The sequence below is a fragment of the Pontibacillus chungwhensis genome (assembly GCF_030166655.1).
Classification (GTDB): Bacteria; Bacillota; Bacilli; order Bacillales; family BH030062; genus Pontibacillus.
The window spans coordinates 2866777-2888667 of the sequence record NZ_CP126446.1 but is presented as its reverse complement, the minus strand read 5'-3'; the positions used below and the strand labels follow the sequence as shown (position 1 = coordinate 2888667).

Annotated in this window: 21 protein-coding genes, 1 other RNA gene and 1 other annotated feature; of the genes, 19 read left to right on the top strand and 3 right to left on the bottom strand. The window is 41.6% G+C overall.

The window, feature by feature from the left end; translation table 11 throughout:
• The first annotated feature begins 5 nt into the window (after positions 1-5).
• Positions 6-452, top strand: coding sequence for a D-aminoacyl-tRNA deacylase (gene dtd / locus QNI29_RS15075; RefSeq protein ID WP_231417306.1), 447 nt, complete (start codon positions 6-8; stop codon positions 450-452).
• A gap of 69 nt (positions 453-521) precedes the next feature.
• On the opposite strand, the gene QNI29_RS15070 is transcribed toward dtd, so the two are convergent.
• Positions 522-2036: an N-acetylmuramoyl-L-alanine amidase family protein gene (locus QNI29_RS15070; RefSeq protein WP_231417305.1), complete on the bottom strand. Its 1515-nt coding sequence runs from the start codon at positions 2034-2036 to the stop codon at positions 522-524.
• Positions 2037-2180: 144 nt separating this feature from the next.
• On the opposite strand from QNI29_RS15070, the gene QNI29_RS15065 reads away from it, so the two are divergent.
• From QNI29_RS15065 to QNI29_RS15045, 5 genes are all read left to right on the top strand, one after another.
• A complete protein-coding gene (locus tag QNI29_RS15065; protein ID WP_231417304.1) occupies positions 2181-2357 on the top strand; it encodes an RNA polymerase subunit sigma-70 in 177 nt (58 codons plus the stop codon).
• A gap of 138 nt (positions 2358-2495) precedes the next feature.
• Positions 2496-2724, top strand: a binding site (T-box leader).
• Between the two features lie 100 nt (positions 2725-2824).
• Positions 2825-4108 carry a histidine--tRNA ligase gene (hisS, locus tag QNI29_RS15060; RefSeq protein WP_231417303.1) on the top strand — a complete coding sequence of 428 codons (1284 nt, stop codon included), beginning with the start codon at positions 2825-2827 and terminating at the stop codon, positions 4106-4108.
• Entirely contained in the window at positions 4105-5895 is a 1791-nt protein-coding gene (gene aspS, locus QNI29_RS15055; RefSeq protein ID WP_231417302.1) for an aspartate--tRNA ligase, read from the top strand. Before hisS ends, aspS begins: the two co-directional genes overlap by 4 nt.
• 84 nt (positions 5896-5979) lie before the next feature.
• Positions 5980-6171: non-coding RNA, 6S RNA (ssrS, locus tag QNI29_RS15050), on the top strand.
• A 144-nt stretch (positions 6172-6315) separates the two neighbouring features.
• Positions 6316-7071, top strand: a complete 756-nt coding sequence (locus QNI29_RS15045; protein WP_231417301.1) for a tRNA threonylcarbamoyladenosine dehydratase — start codon at positions 6316-6318, stop codon at positions 7069-7071.
• Positions 7072-7099: 28 nt separating this feature from the next.
• On the opposite strand, the gene QNI29_RS15040 is transcribed toward QNI29_RS15045, so the two are convergent.
• On the bottom strand, positions 7100-7816 hold the full coding sequence (locus QNI29_RS15040) for an RsfA family transcriptional regulator (RefSeq protein WP_231417300.1): 717 nt from the start codon (positions 7814-7816) through the stop codon (positions 7100-7102).
• A gap of 112 nt (positions 7817-7928) precedes the next feature.
• Positions 7929-9206, bottom strand: a complete 1278-nt coding sequence (locus QNI29_RS15035; protein WP_231417299.1) for a replication-associated recombination protein A — start codon at positions 9204-9206, stop codon at positions 7929-7931.
• 185 nt (positions 9207-9391) lie between these two features.
• Here QNI29_RS15035 and QNI29_RS15030 point away from each other — a divergent pair, with 185 nt between their 5' ends.
• The 13 genes from QNI29_RS15030 to QNI29_RS14970 all read left to right on the top strand — a co-directional run bounded on the left by QNI29_RS15030 (position 9392) and on the right by QNI29_RS14970 (position 21874).
• Positions 9392-10135: a YczE/YyaS/YitT family protein gene (locus QNI29_RS15030; protein WP_231417298.1), complete on the top strand. Its 744-nt coding sequence runs from the start codon at positions 9392-9394 to the stop codon at positions 10133-10135.
• The gene (cymR, locus tag QNI29_RS15025) at positions 10068-10487 is read left to right on the top strand and encodes a cysteine metabolism transcriptional regulator CymR (protein ID WP_188651362.1); all 420 of its coding nucleotides are present in this window, start codon (positions 10068-10070) and stop codon (positions 10485-10487) included. Before QNI29_RS15030 ends, cymR begins: the two co-directional genes overlap by 68 nt.
• A gap of 20 nt (positions 10488-10507) precedes the next feature.
• The gene (locus QNI29_RS15020) at positions 10508-11653 is read left to right on the top strand and encodes a cysteine desulfurase family protein (protein WP_231417297.1); all 1146 of its coding nucleotides are present in this window, start codon (positions 10508-10510) and stop codon (positions 11651-11653) included.
• Positions 11654-11666: 13 nt separating this feature from the next.
• Complete coding sequence (mnmA, locus tag QNI29_RS15015) at positions 11667-12779, top strand: tRNA 2-thiouridine(34) synthase MnmA (RefSeq protein WP_231417296.1); 1113 nt, start codon at positions 11667-11669, stop codon at positions 12777-12779.
• Positions 12780-12937: 158 nt separating this feature from the next.
• A complete protein-coding gene (locus QNI29_RS15010) occupies positions 12938-13612 on the top strand; it encodes a tetratricopeptide repeat protein (protein WP_354665910.1) in 675 nt (224 codons plus the stop codon).
• Positions 13613-13627: 15 nt separating this feature from the next.
• Positions 13628-15964 carry an SF1B family DNA helicase RecD2 gene (gene recD2, locus QNI29_RS15005; protein ID WP_354665909.1) on the top strand — a complete coding sequence of 779 codons (2337 nt, stop codon included), beginning with the start codon at positions 13628-13630 and terminating at the stop codon, positions 15962-15964.
• 145 nt (positions 15965-16109) lie between these two features.
• Positions 16110-16298, top strand: coding sequence for a YrzR-like zinc ribbon domain (locus QNI29_RS15000; protein WP_036785611.1), 189 nt, complete (start codon positions 16110-16112; stop codon positions 16296-16298).
• A gap of 24 nt (positions 16299-16322) precedes the next feature.
• On the top strand, positions 16323-16475 hold the full coding sequence (locus tag QNI29_RS14995) for a YrzQ family protein (protein WP_084599619.1): 153 nt from the start codon (positions 16323-16325) through the stop codon (positions 16473-16475).
• Positions 16476-16710: 235 nt separating this feature from the next.
• Positions 16711-17778 carry an AI-2E family transporter gene (locus QNI29_RS14990; protein ID WP_231417295.1) on the top strand — a complete coding sequence of 356 codons (1068 nt, stop codon included), beginning with the start codon at positions 16711-16713 and terminating at the stop codon, positions 17776-17778.
• A 379-nt stretch (positions 17779-18157) separates the two neighbouring features.
• Complete coding sequence (alaS, locus tag QNI29_RS14985; protein ID WP_231417294.1) at positions 18158-20803, top strand: alanine--tRNA ligase; 2646 nt, start codon at positions 18158-18160, stop codon at positions 20801-20803.
• A gap of 89 nt (positions 20804-20892) precedes the next feature.
• Positions 20893-21159 (top strand): IreB family regulatory phosphoprotein, encoded by a 267-nt coding sequence (locus QNI29_RS14980; RefSeq protein WP_231417293.1) that lies wholly within the window; start codon positions 20893-20895, stop codon positions 21157-21159.
• A 1-nt stretch (position 21160) separates the two neighbouring features.
• Complete coding sequence (gene ruvX / locus QNI29_RS14975) at positions 21161-21580, top strand: Holliday junction resolvase RuvX (RefSeq protein ID WP_231417292.1); 420 nt, start codon at positions 21161-21163, stop codon at positions 21578-21580.
• A gap of 9 nt (positions 21581-21589) precedes the next feature.
• The gene (locus tag QNI29_RS14970) at positions 21590-21874 is read left to right on the top strand and encodes a DUF1292 domain-containing protein (RefSeq protein WP_231417291.1); all 285 of its coding nucleotides are present in this window, start codon (positions 21590-21592) and stop codon (positions 21872-21874) included.
• Positions 21875-21891: the final 17 nt, after the last annotated feature.

Sequence of the window (21891 nt, the reverse complement as noted above, 5' to 3'; positions counted from 1 at the left end):
TCAAAATGAAGGCAGTAGTCCAACGTGGTCGAAACGCAAAAGTTACAGTAGAAAATGAAGTTACAGGTGAAATAGACAATGGCCTTGTCATACTGCTTGGCGTGACGCATGAAGATACAGAAGAAGATGCGAAATATTTGGCAGATAAAATTGTAAACCTTCGTATCTTTGAAGATGACCAGGGGAAGATGAACTTATCTTTGAAAGATATCGAAGGGCAAATGCTATCCATTTCTCAATTTACTCTATATGGGGATACCAGAAAGGGTAGGCGCCCAAACTTCATGAATGCTGCAAAACCAGAGCCTGCTAATAAGTTATATGAGACATTTAATGGTTTAGTCAGAGACTTAGGTGTGCCTGTTGAGACAGGAGCATTTGGTGAAATGATGGACGTTCAGCTCACAAACGTAGGGCCTGTTACATTGATTTTAGAAAGCAAAGATCGTTAGGTGTTACCGTTTGAAGGTGAATGTTTTAATAGAAAAAAGTGCTCGAGAGGTAGGCTCTCGAGCACTTTTTTATTCTCCTAAGTAATCGATGATTCCTTGGACAATGCCGTTTGTTACTTTATTTTGAAATTCTTTTGAGTGTACATATTTCTCTTCCTGTTGATTGGATAGAAAACCAAGCTCTAGTAAAAGGGCTGGCTGACGGTTCTCGCGGATCACATGGAAGTCACCGAAGCGAGCTTGTCTATCATGTAAGCCTGTCGCTTTAACCATTGCATTTTGTACCGCTTCTGCAAAGGCTTTGTGCTGATTGTGATAGTAGTAAGTACCGATCCCTGACACGGTTGGGGATTGAGGGAAACTGTTGTAATGAAGAGATAAGAAAGCATCTGCTCCAAGAACGTTCGATTTCGTTGCTCTGGAATTAAGAGCAATGTAAGAGTCATCTGAACGTGTCAGAATGACGTTCGCTCCAGCGAGCTCTAATCGTTCTTTCAAACGTTGAGCTGTCATTAGGGTAAGTTTTTTCTCATAGTTTCCGTCGTGACCAATTGTTCCAACGTCTCGTCCTCCGTGACCAGCGTCTATAACAACGGTCTTGCCTGCGATGCTTTGTTCTTCATCAGACAATTGCTCAATAGTCGATTCACGACTTGCCACAATCCAGTCAGCAACATATGCTGAACCACCATTGTAGGAGATTTCATACCATTTGTTTTCATGGCCAATAACATTAAACTGCTGGCCTTTTGATCCTCTTCCTACAATCGGGTTAGCTGTGGAAGGTCCTTTTCGAATATTTGTTCCGTTATACAGCAACGTCACCGAGTGGGTTTCCTCAGGTTTGGATGCCACTTTTTTGACAAGCCAATTGGCTACCCACCCTGTTTTTCCTGAGCTGTATTTGATCTCGTACCAAGAACCTTTTTCTTGTATGTACGTATACTGTTCGCCTTCTTTTACTTGGCTTACAATTTTGCTACCTAGATTGCCTTCACTTCTCACGTTTAAAATCGGTGTCTTAATGACAATTTCTCCTTTGTCATTCCGATCAGTTGAAGGGGGAGACTCTTTTACTGATTCTTCAGGCTGACTTGTTGTGGCTACAGATTGATCTGTTGTAACAAATTGTTTAGAAACCCACCCGTTCTGATTCTTGTAGGAGAGTTGAACCCATTCCCCTGATGAACCTTTTAAGGGATAAGAATCGCCTTGGTCCATACTTCCAATGACACGGTAAGATGTACCTGCTCCACTTCTTATTCGTAGGTCATTCACAGAAGAGGTGACGTTAGATGAAGATGAAAGATCATCTTGCTCTAATTTAATGAGCCACTTGGCGACCCACCCCTTACTCTCTTCAAGCTGGATTTGTACCCAGTTATCTTTCTCTTGAAGAATAGGGAAGGTGTCCTCTTTATGTACTTCTCCAACTTTCTCATGGCTTAAGCCAGGGCCACTTCTCACATTTAGAGGCTCTACATTAATAACGGCTTTCTGTGCTGCGTTGATATCCGTGCTCAACCATAAAAATGAACCAATCATGATTACAAAGAGCATGGCGGTACTGCGTCGTATAAACAAAGTAATAATGCCTCCTTTTTTTTATAATCGATTACACGAGTATTTATGTTTCTTTCGACATCCTTATAAAAAAACCTTTCCTATCATGAAATTTTTATGCCGCTTTGGGGAAAATAGATAAAAAGCCACAAAGAGGTGTTCATTATGAGGCAAGGACGTAAGCATTTACATTCATCACAGGCAAGCAAGGACATATTTGGGGTTCAATTTCATGACTTCTTAGAGAAAGAACCCCATCTGACTCGAATGGAAATGGCTGAGGAATTCGGGGTTTCTTTGAAGGATGTAAAAAAACTAAAAGAAAGTATCGACCGTGCTTGACATTCGTTATCGTCAACATTATGATAATAAACAATTCCTTTCATACACACATATAGGAAAAAAGTGTTGAAATTATAAGGAACCCGTATTAAAATTCTTATCAGGCTAGTAAAAGTACTTTTTCACATACATTTATATTGATTACCGTTGATGGAAAGAGTAGCTAGGGAAACGTTTAGAGAAGAGAGGAGATACCATTTGGCTGAAAGTATCTCTGTAAATGACCTTAGCGAAAGACATTCCTTAGGTTCCGCATCGAAAGCGATTGTGAGTAGGTGATGGACGTGGCAGGCGTTAACTGTTTAAGCGGAAGCATTTTAATGCTTCAACTAGGGTGGCAACGCGGGTAAGATCTCCCGTCCCTATTCGATACCTATTTGTATCGAATATGGGGCGGGAGTTTTTATTTGCCTAAAGATGTGTGCCGCTGAAAAAAATAATGACAACATTCTATAGGAGGAGTGCACATGAGTCTAAAAGGACCTCGTGGTACCCAGGATATTTTACCTGGAGAAGTAGAAAAATGGCAGTTTGTTGAATCTGTATTATCTGACGTATGTCGTCGTTACAACTATAAAGAAGTGCGTACCCCGATTTTTGAACATACTGAGCTTTTCCAGCGCGGCGTTGGGGATTCAACTGATATTGTTCAAAAGGAAATGTACACGTTTGAGGACCGTGGTGGGCGAAGCTTGACGCTTCGCCCTGAAGGAACAGCTTCTGTTGTACGTTCCTTTGTACAGAATAAGGTCTATGGCTTACCGAATCAGCCTACCAAATACTATTATTTCGGACCGATGTTCCGATATGAGCGCCCTCAACAAGGCCGTATGCGTCAGTTCGTTCAATTTGGAATTGAAGCATTAGGTAGTGATGATCCTGCCATTGACGCTGAGGTCATTGCTCTTGCGATGAATAGTTATCAGGAATTAGGGTTACAATCCCTTAAGTTGGTGCTAAACAGTCTTGGCGACAAAGAAAGTCGTGAGGAGCACCGAAAAGCCTTAATCTCACACTTTGATCCTCACCGTGAAGAACTGTGTGAAGATTGTCAGCTGCGATTGGATCAAAATCCAATGCGCGTTCTTGATTGTAAGAAAGACAGGGATCATCCCGCGATGGCTACAGCACCATCTATTCTTGAATATTTAAATGAGTATTCTCGTACTTACTTTGAAAATGTGAAGAGCTACCTTGATAAAATGGGAATTGCTTATACGATTGACTCAAACTTAGTACGTGGCCTGGATTACTATAACCATACTGCTTTTGAGATTATGAGTGAATCAAAAGGGTTTGGTGCAATTACCACACTAAGCGGTGGTGGACGCTACAATGGACTAGTAGAAGAAGTGGGCGGACCTGAAACGTCTGGTATAGGCTTTGCTATGAGTATTGAGCGTTTGCTAATGGCTTTAGAAGCGGAAGGGGTATCACTTCCTATCGAAGAGAGTTTGGATTGCTATATCGTGGCCCTTGGCGAAGAAGCAGAGAAAGAAGCAGCAGGAATTGTATATCAGCTTCGTAAAGCAGGTATCCAAGTAGACAAAGACTATGCCGGCAAGAAGATTAAAGCCCAGTTTAAATCAGCTGATCGACTTCAAGCTAAATACGTATTAGTTCTTGGTGAGAATGAATTAGCGAATGGGCAAATTAATGTGAAGCGTATGACAACAGGGGATCAGGAAACCATCTCGCTCGCTGATGTGGTTGAACATATGAAGAATGAGTTTAAGGGGGAGCAATCATGAGTGAACATCGTCAGTTAAGTGGTGAAATACGAGAAAGTCATATTGGGGAAACCGTCCTTCTAAAAGGGTGGGTTCAGAAACGACGTGATCTAGGTGGCCTAATCTTTATCGACCTACGTGACCGCTCTGGATTAGTTCAAGTTGTATTTAATCCGGAAGATTCTACAGAGGCAATTGAAACAGCTGATAAAGTACGTACTGAGTATGTGGTTGAGATATCAGGCCAAGTTGTAGCTCGGGATGAAGCAACGATTAACTCTCAGTTAGCAACTGGTAAGGTTGAAGTATTAGCATCTGATATTACCATTTTGAATAAATCTAAGACGCCTCCATTTCAGTTACAGGATGAAACAGATGTAGCAGAGGATCTTCGTCTTAAGTACCGTTATATGGACTTACGTCGTAATCCTCTTCAAGAGACATTCAAGCTTCGTCATAAAACGACACAAGCTATCCGTAATTTCTTAAACAGCGAAGAATTCTTGGAGATGGAAACACCAATGTTAACGAAGAGTACCCCTGAAGGAGCGCGTGACTATTTAGTTCCAAGCCGTGTTCATAAGGGAGAATTCTATGCATTGCCGCAGTCTCCGCAGCTATTTAAACAGCTTATTATGGTGTCAGGCTTTGAGAAGTATTACCAGATTGCACGTTGCTTCCGTGATGAAGACCTACGTGCAGATCGTCAACCAGAATTTACCCAAGTCGATATTGAGACTTCTTTCATGTCTCAAGAAGAAATTCAAAGCATGACAGAGCGTATGATGAAGAAAGTGCTTAAAGAAACAAAAGGTGTAGAAATTGAAACACCGTTTAAACATATGAGCTACGATGAAGCGATGGACCGTTATGGTTCAGATAAGCCAGATACCCGATTTGGTCTTGAGTTAGTAAACCTATCAGAAGTTGTGAAAGACTCTGGTTTTAAAGTATTCAAATCAGCTGTTGAATCTGGTGGCACTGTTAGTGGTATAAATGTGAAAGGGAAAGCAAGTGACTTCTCTCGTAAAGACATTGATAAGCTAACAGAATTTGTGAAGATCTATGATGCGAAAGGTTTAGCGTGGCTGAAAGTAGAAGAAGGTGAGTTAAAAGGTCCAATTGCTAAGTTCTTTAGTGATGAAGAAGGATCGAACCTTCGAACAGCTCTTGCTGCTGAAGATGGCGACCTGCTTCTATTTGTAGCTGATAAAACATCCGTTGTGCACGATAGCCTTGGAGCACTTCGTCAAAAGCTAGGTAAAGAACTTGACCTCATTGATCAAAGCCAATTTAATTTCCTATGGGTAACAGACTGGCCTTTATTCGAATATGATGAGGAGCTTGGACGATACTTCGCAGCACACCATCCATTTACAATGCCTGAGCGTGAAGATATCGATAAGCTAGAAAGCAACCCACAAGAAGTTCGAGCGCAAGCTTATGACCTAGTTCTAAATGGTTATGAACTAGGTGGAGGAAGTCTCCGTATTTATGAAAAAGAAGTTCAGGACCAAATGCTTAAAGTGTTAGGTTTCTCCGAAGAAGAAGCACAGAGCCAGTTTGGTTTCTTATTAGAAGCTTTAGAATTTGGTGCCCCTCCACACGGTGGTATTGCACTTGGCCTGGATCGTCTTGTCATGATCTTAGCGGATCGTTCGAACTTAAGAGATACGATCCTTTTCCCGAAAACAGCTTCTGCATCCGATCTAATGACAGCAGCTCCGGGGCCTGTAAGTCAGGAACAGCTAACAGAACTGCATCTTGAGCTTAATGAGAAAGCAAAGCAAGAACAAGAGGACAAATAGGAAGAAATGTAATCATACTGTAACGTTCCTTTTTGTTGCTAAGATACATTAGGTATGCTATGATTTGATTACAAACTTAACAAACCGATCCTGATGTGTACGTCATCCAACAATCGTTTTGACCGAACATTTTGAACTACGGGAGCTTGAAGTTTCTGTAAGGCATGCAAGCCTTGTTTCACTTACTTAGAGGACGCATAAATTACAGAACAAAGCACCCACTTGCCAAGAGCGGGGTTCAAAACATTGGACTGTGACGGCACGATTGGGATTGGTTTTCTTTTTACATAAGCTTTATAAACCATCCTTAAGGGAAAGCCTTAAGGTTATTTTTATGTTTTCGTAAGCCTTTGATGTGTTTATGGAACTGCTAGAAAAGGAATACTGATCTTATATGATCGTGAAAGAGGAGTGAGCATTGTGCTTCATCAATTTTCAAGAAATCAACTCGCCATCGGACAAGATGGGCTCGACCTAATGAAAGGAGCGACTGTCGCTGTCCTTGGTATTGGTGGTGTTGGCTCTTTTAGTGTAGAGGCCTTAGCGAGAAGCGGAGTAGGTAAATTAATTCTTATTGATAAAGATGATGTGGATATCACGAATATTAATCGTCAAATTCACTCACTAATGTCTACCATAGGTCAATCTAAGGTTGACTTAATGGCTGATCGTGTAAAGGATATTAATCCTGACTGTGAAGTTGTTCGTTTACATATGTTTTATACCGACGAAACGTATGAGCGTTTATTCGAACACGACTTAGATTTTGTTGTCGATGCAAGTGATACCATTTCATTTAAGATTCATCTTATCAAACAGTGTATCGACCGCGATATTAATATTATCTCATCCATGGGTGCAGCGAATAAAATGGATCCTACGAAATTTGAAATCGCCAATATCTTTGACACGAGTTACGATCCGATTGCACGTGTCATTCGCACCAAGTTGCGAAAAGAAGGTTACAAAAAAGGCATTCCGGTTGTATTTTCTAAGGAACAGCCTATAAAAATACGTGAAGATGTTCGTCAAGAAATTACACCAGATAATCCAAACACCAGAAAAGCAGAGCAGCCTCCGTCTTCCAATGCATTTGTGCCTTCTGTTGCTGGATTAATCATGGCCAGTCATGTTGTACAAGAGATCTTAAAACCTATAACGATCGAACGCTATTAAAAAACCCGGCTTAGGCCGGGTTTTCGTTTTATCGAGCAACTTGTTCTAAGTTCCCGTTCTTTTCCATTCGAAAAGCAGGCTTAGAAGAAAATTGTTCGTCTTCATCAAATGCAATCATCTTACGAGCTCGGTCCATGACTTGCATTAGAACTTGATAGTCTTCTTGAATCATAAGGTATTGTTTTTCCATTTTACGCAACTTATTTTGTAGTTGGTTGTTTTCATCTTGTAGTTGTTGGTTCTCTTCTTCAAGTTGCTTGATGTGAGACTTAGAATGACTTGTGTTTTGAGTCTGGCGCTTTAATTCTCTTAATGAACGAATAATGTGATCAAAGGATACTACAGGGGCTTCTTCCTGGTAGACAGCTGCTGTATAATCTTGTGTCTCCATAGCCACGGTTTCGAACTCTTCTTCTTCAACAACGAGTGTAGAAGCAGGGGCAGGTAATTGATGGTCTTCCCGTGCAACTACAGGGGAAGCGGTCGTTGCCACCTTTTGTTGCTTAGCAAGGGCGCGTTTCTTTTCTTTGCGTTGACGCTTAGCTAAGTCAATAGCTTGATCATATTTCTTACGAATCTCTGCATTCCAGCGAAAACCACAGGCTGCAGAGGTACGGTTTAAATGGTCGCCCACTTCATCAAAAGCTCTTAACTGAGTACTTCCTTCACGGATATGACGAAGAACCGTTTCAGCTAATAATAAATCATCTTCATGAGACCAGGCATCTTGTCGAACTTTAACCATATTCAATCTCTCCTTTTCTAATAAACCAATGAAATTACTAGAACTAGTTTGTTAATGTTGTTTCTATTATGGGGAGGAGAGATTGAAAATATACCTGAGTCAATACAAATATTTACTTTTTCTTTTGTTTTTGAATCGTTTCGTATACTTGCGCGAGTCCTTTTTCAAATTTACCGGTCTTTTTCGGTGAATAGTAGAGGGCATTTTTAATAGAATCTGGTAGGTATTGCTGATCTACCCAGCTATTCTCATAGTTATGGGGATATTGATACTCTATACCCCGACCTAACTTTTCGGCTCCTTTATAATGAGCGTCCTTAAGATGGGCAGGAACTTCACCGCTTTTCCCTTTACGAATATCTCCTAAGGCCGCATCTAGTGCCTTATAGGCGGAGTTCGACTTAGGAGAAAGGCATAGTTCAACGATTGCGTTGGCTAACGGAATTCGTGCTTCAGGGAAACCGAGTCGCTCGGCTGCTTCAACTGCAGCCATAGCTCTTGGTCCGGCTTGTGGATTGGCCAGTCCAATATCCTCATACGCGGTCACAACCATTCTTCTTCCAATGCTATCAAGGTCTCCTGCTTCAATCAGTCTGCCTAAATAGTGCAAGGCCGCATTTACATCACTACCACGTATCGATTTCTGAAAAGCTGAGAGAACATCATAATGAGCATCTCCGTCTTTATCATGAGAGAAACTTTTCTTTTGCATGCACTGCTCAGCCGTATCAAGGTCAATTGTAATCTGACCTTTCTCATCTTCCGGGGTTGAAAAAGCTGCTAATTCCAAACCATTTAACGCCGCGCGAAGATCTCCATTTGCGGAATGAGCAAAGTGCTCCATGGCATCCTCTGAGACTTTAATATTTAAATGTCCCAGTCCCTCTGTTTCGTTTGCAATGGATCGGTGAATAGCGTCCTTTACATCTTCAATATCCAATCGCTCAACTTCAAACAAGTGGCAACGACTGCGGATAGCCGGATTAATCGAATGATAAGGATTACTCGTGGTGCAACCAATAAGAGTAATCAGGTTAGATTCTACATGAGGAAGCAGGAAATCTTGTTTCCCTTTATCGAGACGGTGTACTTCATCTAAAATGAGTACCAGTTGCCCAGACATTTTCGCTTCTTCTACAGCTATCTCCATATCTTTCTTCTTATCCACAACAGCATTTAATGTCTTAAAACGTAAATTTAAACTTTTGGCAAGGGCCATAGCCATAGATGTCTTCCCTGTGCCAGGGGGGCCAAAAAGAATCATAGAGGCCAAGCGATTGGCATCTACCATTCTACGAATCATTTTCCCTTCTCCGACCAGGTGTTTCTGTCCAATAATATCGTCAATATGTTTCGGTCGCATACGAAATGCTAACGGTTGTTGGCTCAAAGGGTGACACACTCCTTTACAATCTGAATTTACTCATCTATCAATTGTTCGATATTGTTACTGTATTATTCTTAAAGGGTAAAGATATAGGCGATAAAATGCAAGAAGGTTGCCATTCGTGCTATAATATCTAATGGTGTAAAAATAGGAGTGATAGGCTCTCTATATAGAAAGGATCATGAATTATGACAACAAAGAACAAACGCGCTCATTCATCAAGCTCGGTGAACAAGCAAACATTTACTCAACGTGCAACCCTTATACGTTGGTCTTTTTTTGTTGTAGGGCTTATTATTCTGGCGTTAGGAATTTCTTTGACAATTAAAGCTGATCGTTTTGGAATTGGTCCTTGGGACGTCTTCCATGTTGGTCTTAATGAACAATTTGGTTTAACGGTTGGGTCATGGTCAATCATTGCAGGATTAGTGGTTGTCGGTTTTACGTCAATTGTCACAAAATCATGGCCTCAAATTGGTACAATATTAAATATGCTTCTTATTGGTGTCTTTATTGATATTTTTATTTTCGTTCTTCCTACCCCTGAAACGCTTTTAAGTAACATCGTGGTCTTTTTATTAGGAATTGCGGTTTTAGCTTATGGAATTGGAATTTATGTAGCTCCTGGACTTGGCGCAGGCCCTAGAGATGGTTTGATGCTAGTCATTCGAGATCTAACAGGATGGAAAGTTCAGTGGGTTCGAAATGGCATAGAAGTGACCGTATTCCTATTAGGTTGGATGTTAGGTGGGCCTGTTGGTGTCGGCACAGTAGTCATTGCGTTAGGCCTTGGTACAATCGTTGGGTATTCTTTACCCCAAACTAAGAAATTATTAGACTATATGATACGAAGAGGTGAAGCTCATGAAGATCTCTACAAAGGGACGTTACGGTCTGACCATCATGATCGCACTAGCCAAGAAATACGGTGATGGTCCGATCTCGTTGAAATCAATCGCTCGAGAAAACAACTTATCTGAACACTATTTAGAACAACTTATTGCTCCGCTACGAAATGCGGGATTAGTTAGAAGTGTCCGTGGTGCTTATGGCGGTTACATGTTAACTAGAAATCCGGATCAAATTACTTCAGGTGACGTGATACGAGTCTTAGAAGGACCGATTAGTCCGGTAGAAGGTATTGAAGATGAAGAGCCGGCAAAACAAGCGCTTTGGATGCGGATTCGTGATGCTGTGAAAGATGTTTTAGATACAACAACTTTACACGATCTTGCCCAGCATGATGATTCCGACGAGCAAGAAGCGTATATGTTTTATATTTAAAGATGGAGAGGAGATCTCTAATGAATTCAATTTACTTTGACCATGCCGCAACAACTCCTATGAGAAGGGAAGTTATTGAGGCGATGGTACCCGTTATGGAAGAGACATTCGGAAATCCATCAAGTGTACACGCTTATGGACGAAAAGCTCGTAAGATTTTAGATGATGCACGACGTACAGTTTCTTCTTTCTTAAATGCCAATGAGAAAGATATGATCTTTACGAGTGGCGGTACAGAAGCAGATAATCTTGCTTTAATAGGTGGAGCAAGGGCTAATCAACATGCCGGTAAGCATATTATTACAACATCTATTGAACATCATGCTATATTACATGCAGCTGAATATCTCGAGACTGAAGGTTTCGAAGTAACGTATCTTCCTGTGAATGAATCAGGACGTATTTCTATAGATGATTTTAAACGTGAACTTCGTGAGGATACGATCCTTGTCTCTGTTATGTATGTAAATAATGAAACAGGTGTCATTCAGCCGATTGCTGAAATTGGTGCCCTTCTTGAAGAACACCAGGCATTATTCCATACGGATGCCGTTCAGGCGTTTGGAACCATGCCGATTGATGTAAGCACATTAAATATAGATATGCTTACATTCTCTGGTCACAAGATTAATGGACCTAAAGGGGTAGGGTGCTTATATGCCAAGGAAGGACTTTCTCTTGAAGCAAGACAGCACGGAGGAGAACAGGAACGAAAGCGTCGTCCGGGAACCGAAAATACAGCAGCTGTGGCAGGGCTCGCAAAAGCTGTTGAGCTTTTAGAAGAAGAACAACGCGCTAGACTGACGCAGTACAAGCTCTTTAAGAAGATCTTTATGGATACACTTAAAGAAAACGATGTTTCTTTCGAAGTGAACGGAGATCGTATTAACCTTCCAACTATTGTGAACGTCAGCTTTCAAGGTGCCAACGTCGAAACCCTGTTAACAAATTTCGACCTATCCGGTATTGCTGCGTCTAGTGGTTCTGCATGTACCGCAGGGTCCATAGAACCTTCGCACGTACTAAGTGCCATGTTTGGTGAAGGAAATGAGCGTACACGTAACTCGATTCGATTTAGCTTTGGCCTTCAGAACACAGAAGAAAATGTTCGTGAAGGGGCAGAAAAAGTTGCTTCTATTGTGAAGCGAGTAATAAAGACAACCTAGGGTGGTGACAACTATGAAAGAACCGAAAGACACAAGAGTAGTCGTCGGCATGTCAGGTGGCGTTGACTCATCTGTTGCTGCACTTCTACTGAAAGAACAAGGATATGATGTAGTAGGGATCTTTATGAAGAACTGGGATGATACAGATGAGAATGGTGTCTGTACAGCTACAGAAGATTACGATGACGTGATTCGTGTATGTAACCAGTTAGATATTCCTTACTATGCAGTAAATTTTGAGAAACAATACTGGGATAAAGTATTTACTTACTTCCTGGATGAATATAAAAAAGGCCGTACGCCTAACCCTGACGTAATGTGTAACAAAGAGATTAAGTTTAAAGCGTTTATGGACCACGCGATGTCTCTTGGAGCAGATTATTTAGCTACTGGTCACTATGCGCAAGTTCGCCACAATGGTGAACGCTACGAAATGCTTCGTGGTATTGATGACAATAAGGACCAAACGTATTTCTTAAATCAACTCTCTCAAGACGTCTTATCTAAAGTAATGTTCCCGTTAGGTCACATTGATAAATCCCGTGTTCGAGAAATTGCGAAAGAACACGATTTAGCAACAGCGACGAAAAAGGATTCAACAGGCATTTGTTTTATCGGAGAGCGTAACTTCAAAGAATTCCTTAGCCAATATCTCCCTGCTCAACCTGGAAACATGGAGACGATGGACGGAGAAGTTAAAGGCAAGCATGATGGGCTAATGTATTACACACTTGGCCAACGTCAAGGTTTAGGAATTGGAGGTCCAGGGGGGCCGTGGTTTGTCATTGGTAAAGACGTTAAAGAGAATATTCTTTACGTCGGCGAAGGCTACCACAACGATCATTTATACTCAGACGGTCTTGAAGCGTCTGAACTAAACTGGTCCACTGGTGTCGTACCTACTGAAACGTTCACGTGTACAGCGAAATTTCGCTACCGTCAAAAGGATAGCGGCGTAACCGTTACTCCCCTTGAAGGTGGACGAGTTAAAGTTGTGTTCGACGAACCAGAACGTGCCGTAACTCCAGGACAGGCCGTTGTGTTTTATGATGGTGAAGTTTGCCTGGGCGGAGGAACGATTGACCATATTGAGAAAAATGGTCAATACCTTACGTATGTAGGATAATGCTAAAGGATGTCCCAAAGGGAAACGTTCCCCTTTTATGGGGCATTCTTTTTTTTAGTGACTCTGTTACAATGTGTAGGGAAAGGGATTTGAATGGATATCCTTTAAGAAAAGCATTTATTAAATGTTTGAATTGTTTTAAGCAGTAGGAGGAATTAATGATGGATCATTTAACTCAAGGTATAGAATATATGCAAAATCAGAAATATGAGGAAGCAGCTCAATCTTTCACACAAGCAATTGAAGAGAATCCTACAGAACCGCTAGGATATGTGAACTTCGGAAACTTATTACTCCATATGAACGATCGTGATCGTGCTGAACGTTTCTTTAAGAAAGCCATTGAACTAAACGATGAGGTAGCAACGGCTCATTATGGGTTAGGAAATGTCTATTACGAACAAGAGCGGTTTGATGAAGCGGTTGAGCCGTTCCAAAAAGCCATTCAAAAAGGTCTGGAAGAGAGCGACGCCTATTATATGCTTGGACTGAGTTTATTGTATCAGGAACAATTTAAGTTTGCTTTGGCCTATTTACAACGCGCCACAGAGCTCTCCCCTGAAGACGCTGAAGTCCATTTTCAATACGGCCTTTGCCTTGCTCAGGTCGGAATGATTGATGAAGCGATTCAAACGTTTACAAAGGTGCTTACGTTAAACCACGAGCACAGTGACGCGCACTATAATTTAGGTGTATCCTTTCTTTATAAAGAAGACCCGGAACAAGCGTTAAAACATTTCGGATTGGCTATTGATATACAGCCAGATCACATGCTTGCGGCTAATGCGAAAGCCAAAGTAGAAGAGTTACTAGAGCAAAATCAGGGAGATTAAAGGAGTAGAACCCTTATGGCAATGGAGAAGCAATTAGAAGAAAATTTCGAACCCGAAAAAGGCTTCATCAAAGGGGAACCACTAAGAATGATTTACCATAATGATGAAGAACACTTTTCCATTGCACTGGTTAAAGTCATCGAGACCAATGAGCCTTTTGAGGAAAAAGAAATTGTGTTAAAAGGCCATTTTTCACCATTAGACCAGGGAGAGCACTATACGTTTTATGGAAAGGTGACCAATCACCCGAAATTTGGTGAACAGTACCACGTTGAGCATTACCAAAAAGAAGTGCCAACGAGTAAAGAAGGGATCGTTGGATACCTTTCTAGTGACCTATTTTATGGAATCGGGAAACGTACTGCTGAAAATATTGTTGGCATACTTGGGGAACAAACCATCAGCCGTATCCTGCAAGACCCTTCCGTACTAAAACAAGTCCCAGGTCTGAAGCAAGATAAAGCGGACAGGTTAGTGGCAGATTTAAAGCAACATCAGGGATTTGAGCATATTGTAATTGGTTTGTCTCAATACGGCTTTGGATTGCAAATGGCTCAAAAAATTTATGAAACGTACCAAGACCAAGCGCTTGAAATTCTGCAGGAAGATCCTTATCAATTTGTATTTGATATTCAGGGTTTTGGTTTTAAACGCGCCGATGAAGTGGCTTCACAGAATAATATTGCTTTTGATCACCCGACAAGAATTCAAGCAGCCTGTATGTACGCTTTAAATCAAGGGAGTAGTCATGGGCATGTCTATATGACTTTTGAAGCTTTAGAGGAAGAAGTGTTAAGCATATTACAAGGTTCATCTGGCCTTATTACCAAAGAGATTATTTCCCGAGAAATAGCGCAACTTGTCGAAGATGAGAAAGTACTAGTGGAGCAGGAAAAAGTTTATTTGCCATCGCTTTTCTTTGCAGAAGCCGGTTTCGCCAAACAAATGCACAGAGTTATGCTTTCAGAGCTCGAGGAAGAGTTTACTCAGGCTGAATTAATGAAAGTCGTTGGGGAAATTGAAGACGAAGAAAGCATAAGTTATGGGAAGGAACAGTTTGATGCGATTGAGAAAGCCCTTCATTCCAAAACGATGATTCTAACAGGTGGACCTGGTACTGGAAAAACGACAGTTATTAAAGGGATTGTCAACGCTTACGCCAAATTGAAGCGAAAGTCTCTCAAGCCTGCTGATTATGGAAAAGATGAACCGTTCCCATTCCTTCTGACAGCTCCAACGGGAAGAGCAGCCAAACGCATGAATGAATCAACAGGATTGCCAGCAGTCACCATTCACCGCTTGCTTGGATGGACAGGTGGTGAGTCATTTGATAAAGACCAAAACAATCAACTAAGTGGAAAGATATTAATAATTGATGAATTCTCTATGGTTGATATCTGGCTTGCGAATCAACTGTTTCGGGCCATACCTGATGATATGCAAGTGCTGTTAGTAGGGGATGAAGATCAGCTGCCATCTGTCGGACCAGGGCAAGTTTTATCTGACTTGTTAACGACTGATTACATACCAGCTACACAGCTCAAAGAGGTATATCGGCAAAAGGAAGGCTCGCAAATTATTCGATTGGCACACGACATGAAAAAGGGCAAATGTGACGAAGAATCATTAGCCAAATCTCATGACTTTTCATTCATTACATGCCCTGAACCCCAGGTGTTGCCTGTTATTCAGCAAGTTTATCAAAAGGCGATGGCAAGAGGCCATACTTTAAAAGATATCCAAATACTGGCCCCAATGTATCGGGCTAAGAATGGTATTCATCAGCTTAATCAGGAGATTCAAGCACTCGCCAACCCTCCTTCTAGACAGCGTAGGGAAATAAAGATGAAAGATGACCTCACTTATCGCTCTGGGGATAAAGTTATTCAGCTTGTCAACCAGCCTGAGTCAGGGGTCTACAATGGAGACATAGGTGAAATTGTCGCGATTTACAGAGCTGATGAGACGAAGGAACAAAAAGAGAAGCTTGTTGTGTCCTTTGAAGGCAAGGAAGTGGAGTACTTACGTAAAGATTTGAACCAACTGATGCATGCCTATTGTACATCCATTCACAAGTCTCAAGGAAGCGAATTTCCGATTGTTATTTTACCTGTTGTAAGAGGATACAGTCGAATGCTTCGAAGAAACCTGTTATACACGGCGGTTACACGTAGTAAGCAATCCCTTATTATCTGTGGAGACCAAGAAGCCTTTAAGCGAGGTGTAGACACAGTAGATACCAATCGCCGCTTTACGGATTTGCCTGATAAGATCAAGATTTACATGGAAGCTGAAGTGAAGGATGAAGAGGATCTCGATGAGGAAGAACTTTCCCCTTATGACTTCATGTGATTGGCACATACTATAACTGTTCCACGTTAATAAACGTTGTGGGACATACCATTGGGTGCCAGTAAATTCATCTCTACGTGTATGACTGATCTTTTTACGGGCAATAATGGCAACTAGATACTTACACAAGTAAGGAGTTGCCGTCATGCATTGTCCAAATTGTAAACGAAAAGATATCGGGAAAATTGGTAATAACCAATATTACTGCTGGACCTGCTTCATCGAGCTATCGACGACTAAAGGCAAGGTTCACGTACACCAAGTTGAAGAAGATGGCTCCCTAAGCTCTCTGGATGACTTGTTTGGAGACGAAGAGCAAACAGCCCAATGGTAAATCCATTTACGGGTGGTGAAGCGAATGAACAGGTTCTCTTCTCTAGTAGCACTTGGAGTAGGCGCTGCCGCATTTTACTCCAGATCGAAAAGAGGTCGCAAGAAAGACTTCTCCGATATGTTCTCAAAACGGTCAATGAAGCGTATGCGTAAGAGAGTAAGCAAAGCTTTCCGTTAAATAAAAAAAAGCAGGTCCCGCAACCGCGGGGCCTGCTTTTTTTGTCTGATGTGGAAGGGAGCTGTTTCTCTTTGCTTTAGCGTAAGGTGGTCTGAGCTAGCCCAAGCACTTTTTAGCAACGGACCTTTCCGACTTTACACCGATCAGAAAACCAGTTTATTAAATATGTGTGAGGAGGTATAAAACGTTCTCAAACCAATCACCCTAATATAAACAAGAAAAGGGAGGTGCGACTGTGGAAAATAAGTCCTCGACACTTCAATGGATTTACCGCTCTGTATTGGTTTTACTGGTATTATTAATTGTTTATTTGATTGTTAAGCTCTTCCCCTTTTATGAAACGTTTCTTCAAGTCCTGTTTCGTTTGTTTATTCCGTTTATTGTGTCCTTATTCATTGCTTATTTGCTCCATCCTGTAGTGGAAGGGTTATATCACCGTAATGTACCACGGTGGCTTGCCATTACGTTGATCTATATTTTGTTTTTTGGCGGCATAGGGTATGTGGTATATAAAGCGTATCCGCTATTTCTGAAGCAAATGAAGGGCTTAAGTGAAAGTTTGCCTGGATTTGTTGAAACATATAGACAGTGGATCTATGAGATCTATGAACGTACTTCCTTTTTGCCAGAAAGTGTTCATGATCGTATGGATGTCATGTTAACGAATGTGGAGCAGCTTGGTGAGGATTTTATACTATCTATAGGGAACCGTTTAACAGGGTTGTTTGATGTGTTTATCATTCTGGCGGTCATTCCTGTTTTGGTTTTTTATATGCTGAAAGACTATCCGATTATGTCGACAACTTTATACAAGCTGACGCCCAGGCGTTACCGTAAGGAGGGGCAGGAAGTTTTACATGAGATTGATAAAAGCTTAGGGAGTTATATCCGGGGCCAACTGCTAGTGTGTTTGTTCGTAGGCCTAATTTCTATGCTGGCTCTGTGGTTCATTGGAATGAGGTTCCCCCTTGTCCTTGGTGGAATAATGGGAGTGACCAATATTATCCCGTATTTTGGACCGATCATAGGAGCAGTGCCAGCGGTTGTTATAGCTTTTACGGTATCAACGAAGATGGTTTTGTTTGTGGTGGTGGCTGTATTTGTCGTGCAACTTATAGAAAGTAACTTGCTTTCGCCCTTTATCGTCGGAAAGAGTCTACACATCCATCCGGTCTTAATCATTTTTGCACTTCTTATTGGAGGGGAGATCGGCGGGATTATCGGGATGATTATAGCCGTTCCTGTTCTTACCATTATTCGTGTCCTGATTCATCATACGAAGTTGTTTCGGCAAGAACGTTGACATTTCGCTATTTGTTTTCTATAATTTTGGCATAAACAAGACTAAGAAACGGATACACAATACGTTGAAGGATCGAGTACATAGCAGTCCATCTGCTAGAGAGAAGCTCCCATTTGGCTGAGAGGAGTTTTAGATGAAGGGCTATGGAACGCTAATTCTGAGTGCAGGTAAAAACTGCCGGGTTTCGCTCCGTTACAGTGAAAGTGGAGATCGTTATGATCTCTTCGTAAAGTGATGGATTCTTAAGGAATCCGTAATCAGGGTGGTACCGCGACAACTCTCGTCCCTGCAGGTGATGCAGGACGGGAGTTTTTTTATGTCCAATTGTATGACTCGATCTATACGTCGTTGTATTCGTAATACCAAGGAGGCCCCTTCCATGAAAACATTAACGTCAGCACAGGTACGTCAGATGTTCCTTGATTTCTTTAAAGAAAAAGGACATAGCGTAGAGCCTAGTGCATCTCTCGTTCCACACGAAGACCCAACACTACTTTGGATCAATAGTGGGGTAGCAACTTTAAAGAAATATTTTGACGGTCGAGTGATTCCAGATAACCCGCGTATTGTAAACGCCCAGAAATCAATTCGTACGAATGATATTGAAAACGTAGGGAAAACGGCCCGTCACCATACGTTCTTTGAAATGTTAGGAAACTTCTCCATTGGAGATTATTTTAAGAAAGAAGCGATTGAATACGCTTGGGAATTCTTAACGAGCCCAGACTGGATCGGATTTGATCCTGAGAAATTATCTGTAACCGTACACCCAGAAGACGATGAAGCATTCAACATGTGGAAAGATGATGTTGGGGTACCTGAAGAACGCATCATTCGTCTTGAAGAGAACTTCTGGGACATTGGTGAAGGTCCAAGTGGTCCTAACACAGAGATCTTCTATGATCGTGGTGAAAAATACGGAAACGATCCAAAGGATCCTGAACTGTATCCAGGTGGCGAAAATGAACGTTACCTTGAGATCTGGAACTTGGTGTTCTCTCAGTTTAACCATAATCCAGATGACACGTATACTCCATTACCGAAGAAAAACATTGATACAGGTATGGGACTAGAACGAATTGTATCTGTTATTCAAGATACACCGACAAACTTTGAAACGGATTTATTTAAGTCGGTCATCGAACATACCGAAAAGCTTGCAGACACGACGTACGGCAAAGATGAAGAGAAAGATGTTTCCTTTAAAGTAATTGCAGACCACGTCCGCACAGTAACATTTGCAGTTGGAGACGGTGCTCTTCCTTCTAATGAAGGCCGCGGGTATGTTCTACGTCGTTTGCTTCGTCGCGCTGTCCGTTACGCGAAACAAATAGGCATTCATGAGCCATTTATGTATAAACTCGTAGGGCATGTGGCAGACGTTATGCAAGATTTCTATCCAGAAGTGAAGAAAAAGCAGGACTTCATTGAGACGGTAATGAAGAACGAGGAGGAGCGTTTCCATGAAACTTTAAACGATGGTTTAGCGATCCTTACAACAATCATCAAAGAAGAAACAGCTAAAGGGAAAAACGTCTTCCCAGGTACAGAAGTTTTCCGCCTTTATGACACTTATGGCTTCCCGAAAGAGCTGACAGAAGAGTATGTGCATGAAGCAGGTTTTACCCTTGACGAGGAAGGCTTCCGACAAGAAATGGAACGTCAAAGAGAACGTGCACGTAATGCTCGTCAAAAAGTGGATTCCATGTCTGTACAAGAAGGTGTTCTTGGAGAAGTAACGGTAGCAAGTGAATTTATTGGCTATGACCAGCTTGAAACCTATACAACGATTACAGAGCTTGTGAAGAATAAAGATTTTGCTTCTGAGGCACAAGCTGGCGAAGAAGTATATGTATTTCTTGAGAAAACTCCTTTCTACGCTGAGAGTGGAGGACAGGTTGCTGATAAAGGGTATATTCAAACGGAATCGGCTACCCTTGAAGTGCAAGATGTTCAAAAAGCACCAAACGGACAAAATCTTCACCGTGCTATTGTACAAGAAGGTACGATTCAAAAAGGTGAACAAGTAAAAGCGACGGTTGAGCGCGGCACTCGTTCTCACGTGGTGAAAAACCATACGGCTACACACTTATTACACCAAGCTTTAAAAGATGTGTTAGGAGAGCATGTGAACCAGGCTGGTTCCCTTGTAAGAGGAGACCGTCTACGCTTTGACTTCTCACACTTTGGGTCTGTATCAACAGAGGAAATAGAACAAATTGAAACAGCAGTTAACGAAAAAGTATGGGCTTCTATTCCGGTATCCATCGGCACTCATAGCTTGCAAGAAGCAAAAGACATGGGGGCTATGGCGCTCTTTGGTGAAAAATACGGGGACGAAGTTCGGGTTGTAAAGGTTGGCGATTACTCCATCGAGCTTTGCGGCGGTTGTCATGTTTACAACACAGCTGAAATTGGTCTCTTCAAGATTATTGCTGAGTCAGGCATCGGTGCAGGAACTCGTCGTATCGAAGCGGTAACAGGTAAAGGTGCTTATGAGTATATGAACGGGAAAGAAGTACTGTTAAACCAGGCTGCAGACTTGTTAAAGACAAAACCACATACGGTTCCTGAGCGCATCGAAGGACTTTATCAAGAAATGAAAGAAGTTCAAAGAGAGAAAGAGTCTCTATCAGCGAAATTATCTAACCTTGAAGCATCTTCTATTTTAGATCAATTTGAAGAGGTAGAAGGGGTTTCTCTTCTAGCTAAGCAAGTTGATGTATCTGATATGAACGCGCTTCGTAATATGTTGGATGATTTAAAACAAAAGGTATCTTCAGGCATTATTCTTCTTGCATCTGTTAACAATGGTAAAGTACAGTTAGTTTCTGGTGTCACGAAAGATTTAATGGATCAGGGTTACCACGCTGGTCATTTAATTAAAGAAGTGGCTACACGCTGCGGCGGAGGCGGCGGAGGTCGTCCTGATATGGCACAAGCCGGTGGTAAAAATCCTGATCAGGTAGAAGAAGCCGTTAACTATGCAAAAACCTATGTTCAAAACGTTGCGAATCAAGGATAATAGGGAATAGATCGAAAATATGGGTTGTATTCTCAAAATGAAGCTTACAAGTAAGCGGTATGTGGGTACATCTATAGAGAGGTGATTGTATGAGTTCCATGGATAAAACAATGAAATTCAATTTTCCAGAAGAACCGTTTGATGAAAATGTAAAAGAAGTCTTGCTTTCGGTTCACGAGGCTCTTAAGGAAAAAGGGTATAACCCGATCAATCAGATCGTGGGATATTTATTGTCCGGGGACCCGGCGTACATTCCTCGTCACAAGGATGCACGTAACCTCATTCGCAAAATGGAACGCGATGAACTGATCGAAGAACTAGTGAAATTCTATCTAGAACAACAACAAGAGGGTTAACATGAAAACAATAGCATTAGATGTAGGTGAAAAAACAATAGGACTCGCCGTAAGTGACGCACTAGGCTGGACAGCGCAAGGTTTAACCACCCTGCGCTGGACAGAGGGTGAGTATGAGGATGCGTTCAAACAACTAGAACCATACATGAAAGAGCATGAAGTGAGTAAACTAGTTATTGGACTTCCAAAAAACATGAATGGTACGATTGGTCCAAGAGGAGAAGCCTCTCAAGTATTTGCCGAGAAATCAGAGGCATACTTCAACGTGCCCAGCGTGTTATGGGACGAGCGACTAACAACAATGGCAGCTGAACGCGTTTTGATCGATGCGGATGTTAGTCGTAGTAAACGGAAGAAAGTTATTGATAAAATGGCTGCTGTTATGATTTTACAAAGTTATTTAGATGCTAATTCAAATTGAGGTGTTAATATGGGTTTAGAAGAAAAAGAACGAATTATTATTCCGGATGAAAACGGAGAAGAACATTTATTTGAAGTCTTATTCAGCTTTGATGTAGACCAAACAGGTCACTCTTACATTGCTGTAGTTCCAGCAGAGCAGCAGGAATCAGACGAAGAAGTTGAAGTATTTGCTTTCCGTTATGAAGAAAAAGAAAGTGATGACGACGACCTTGCTCTTTATCAGATCGAATCTGATGAAGAATGGGAAATGGTCGAAGAAGTCCTAAACACATTAGTAGACGAACAAGAATAAAAAAAGAGACCCTTTAA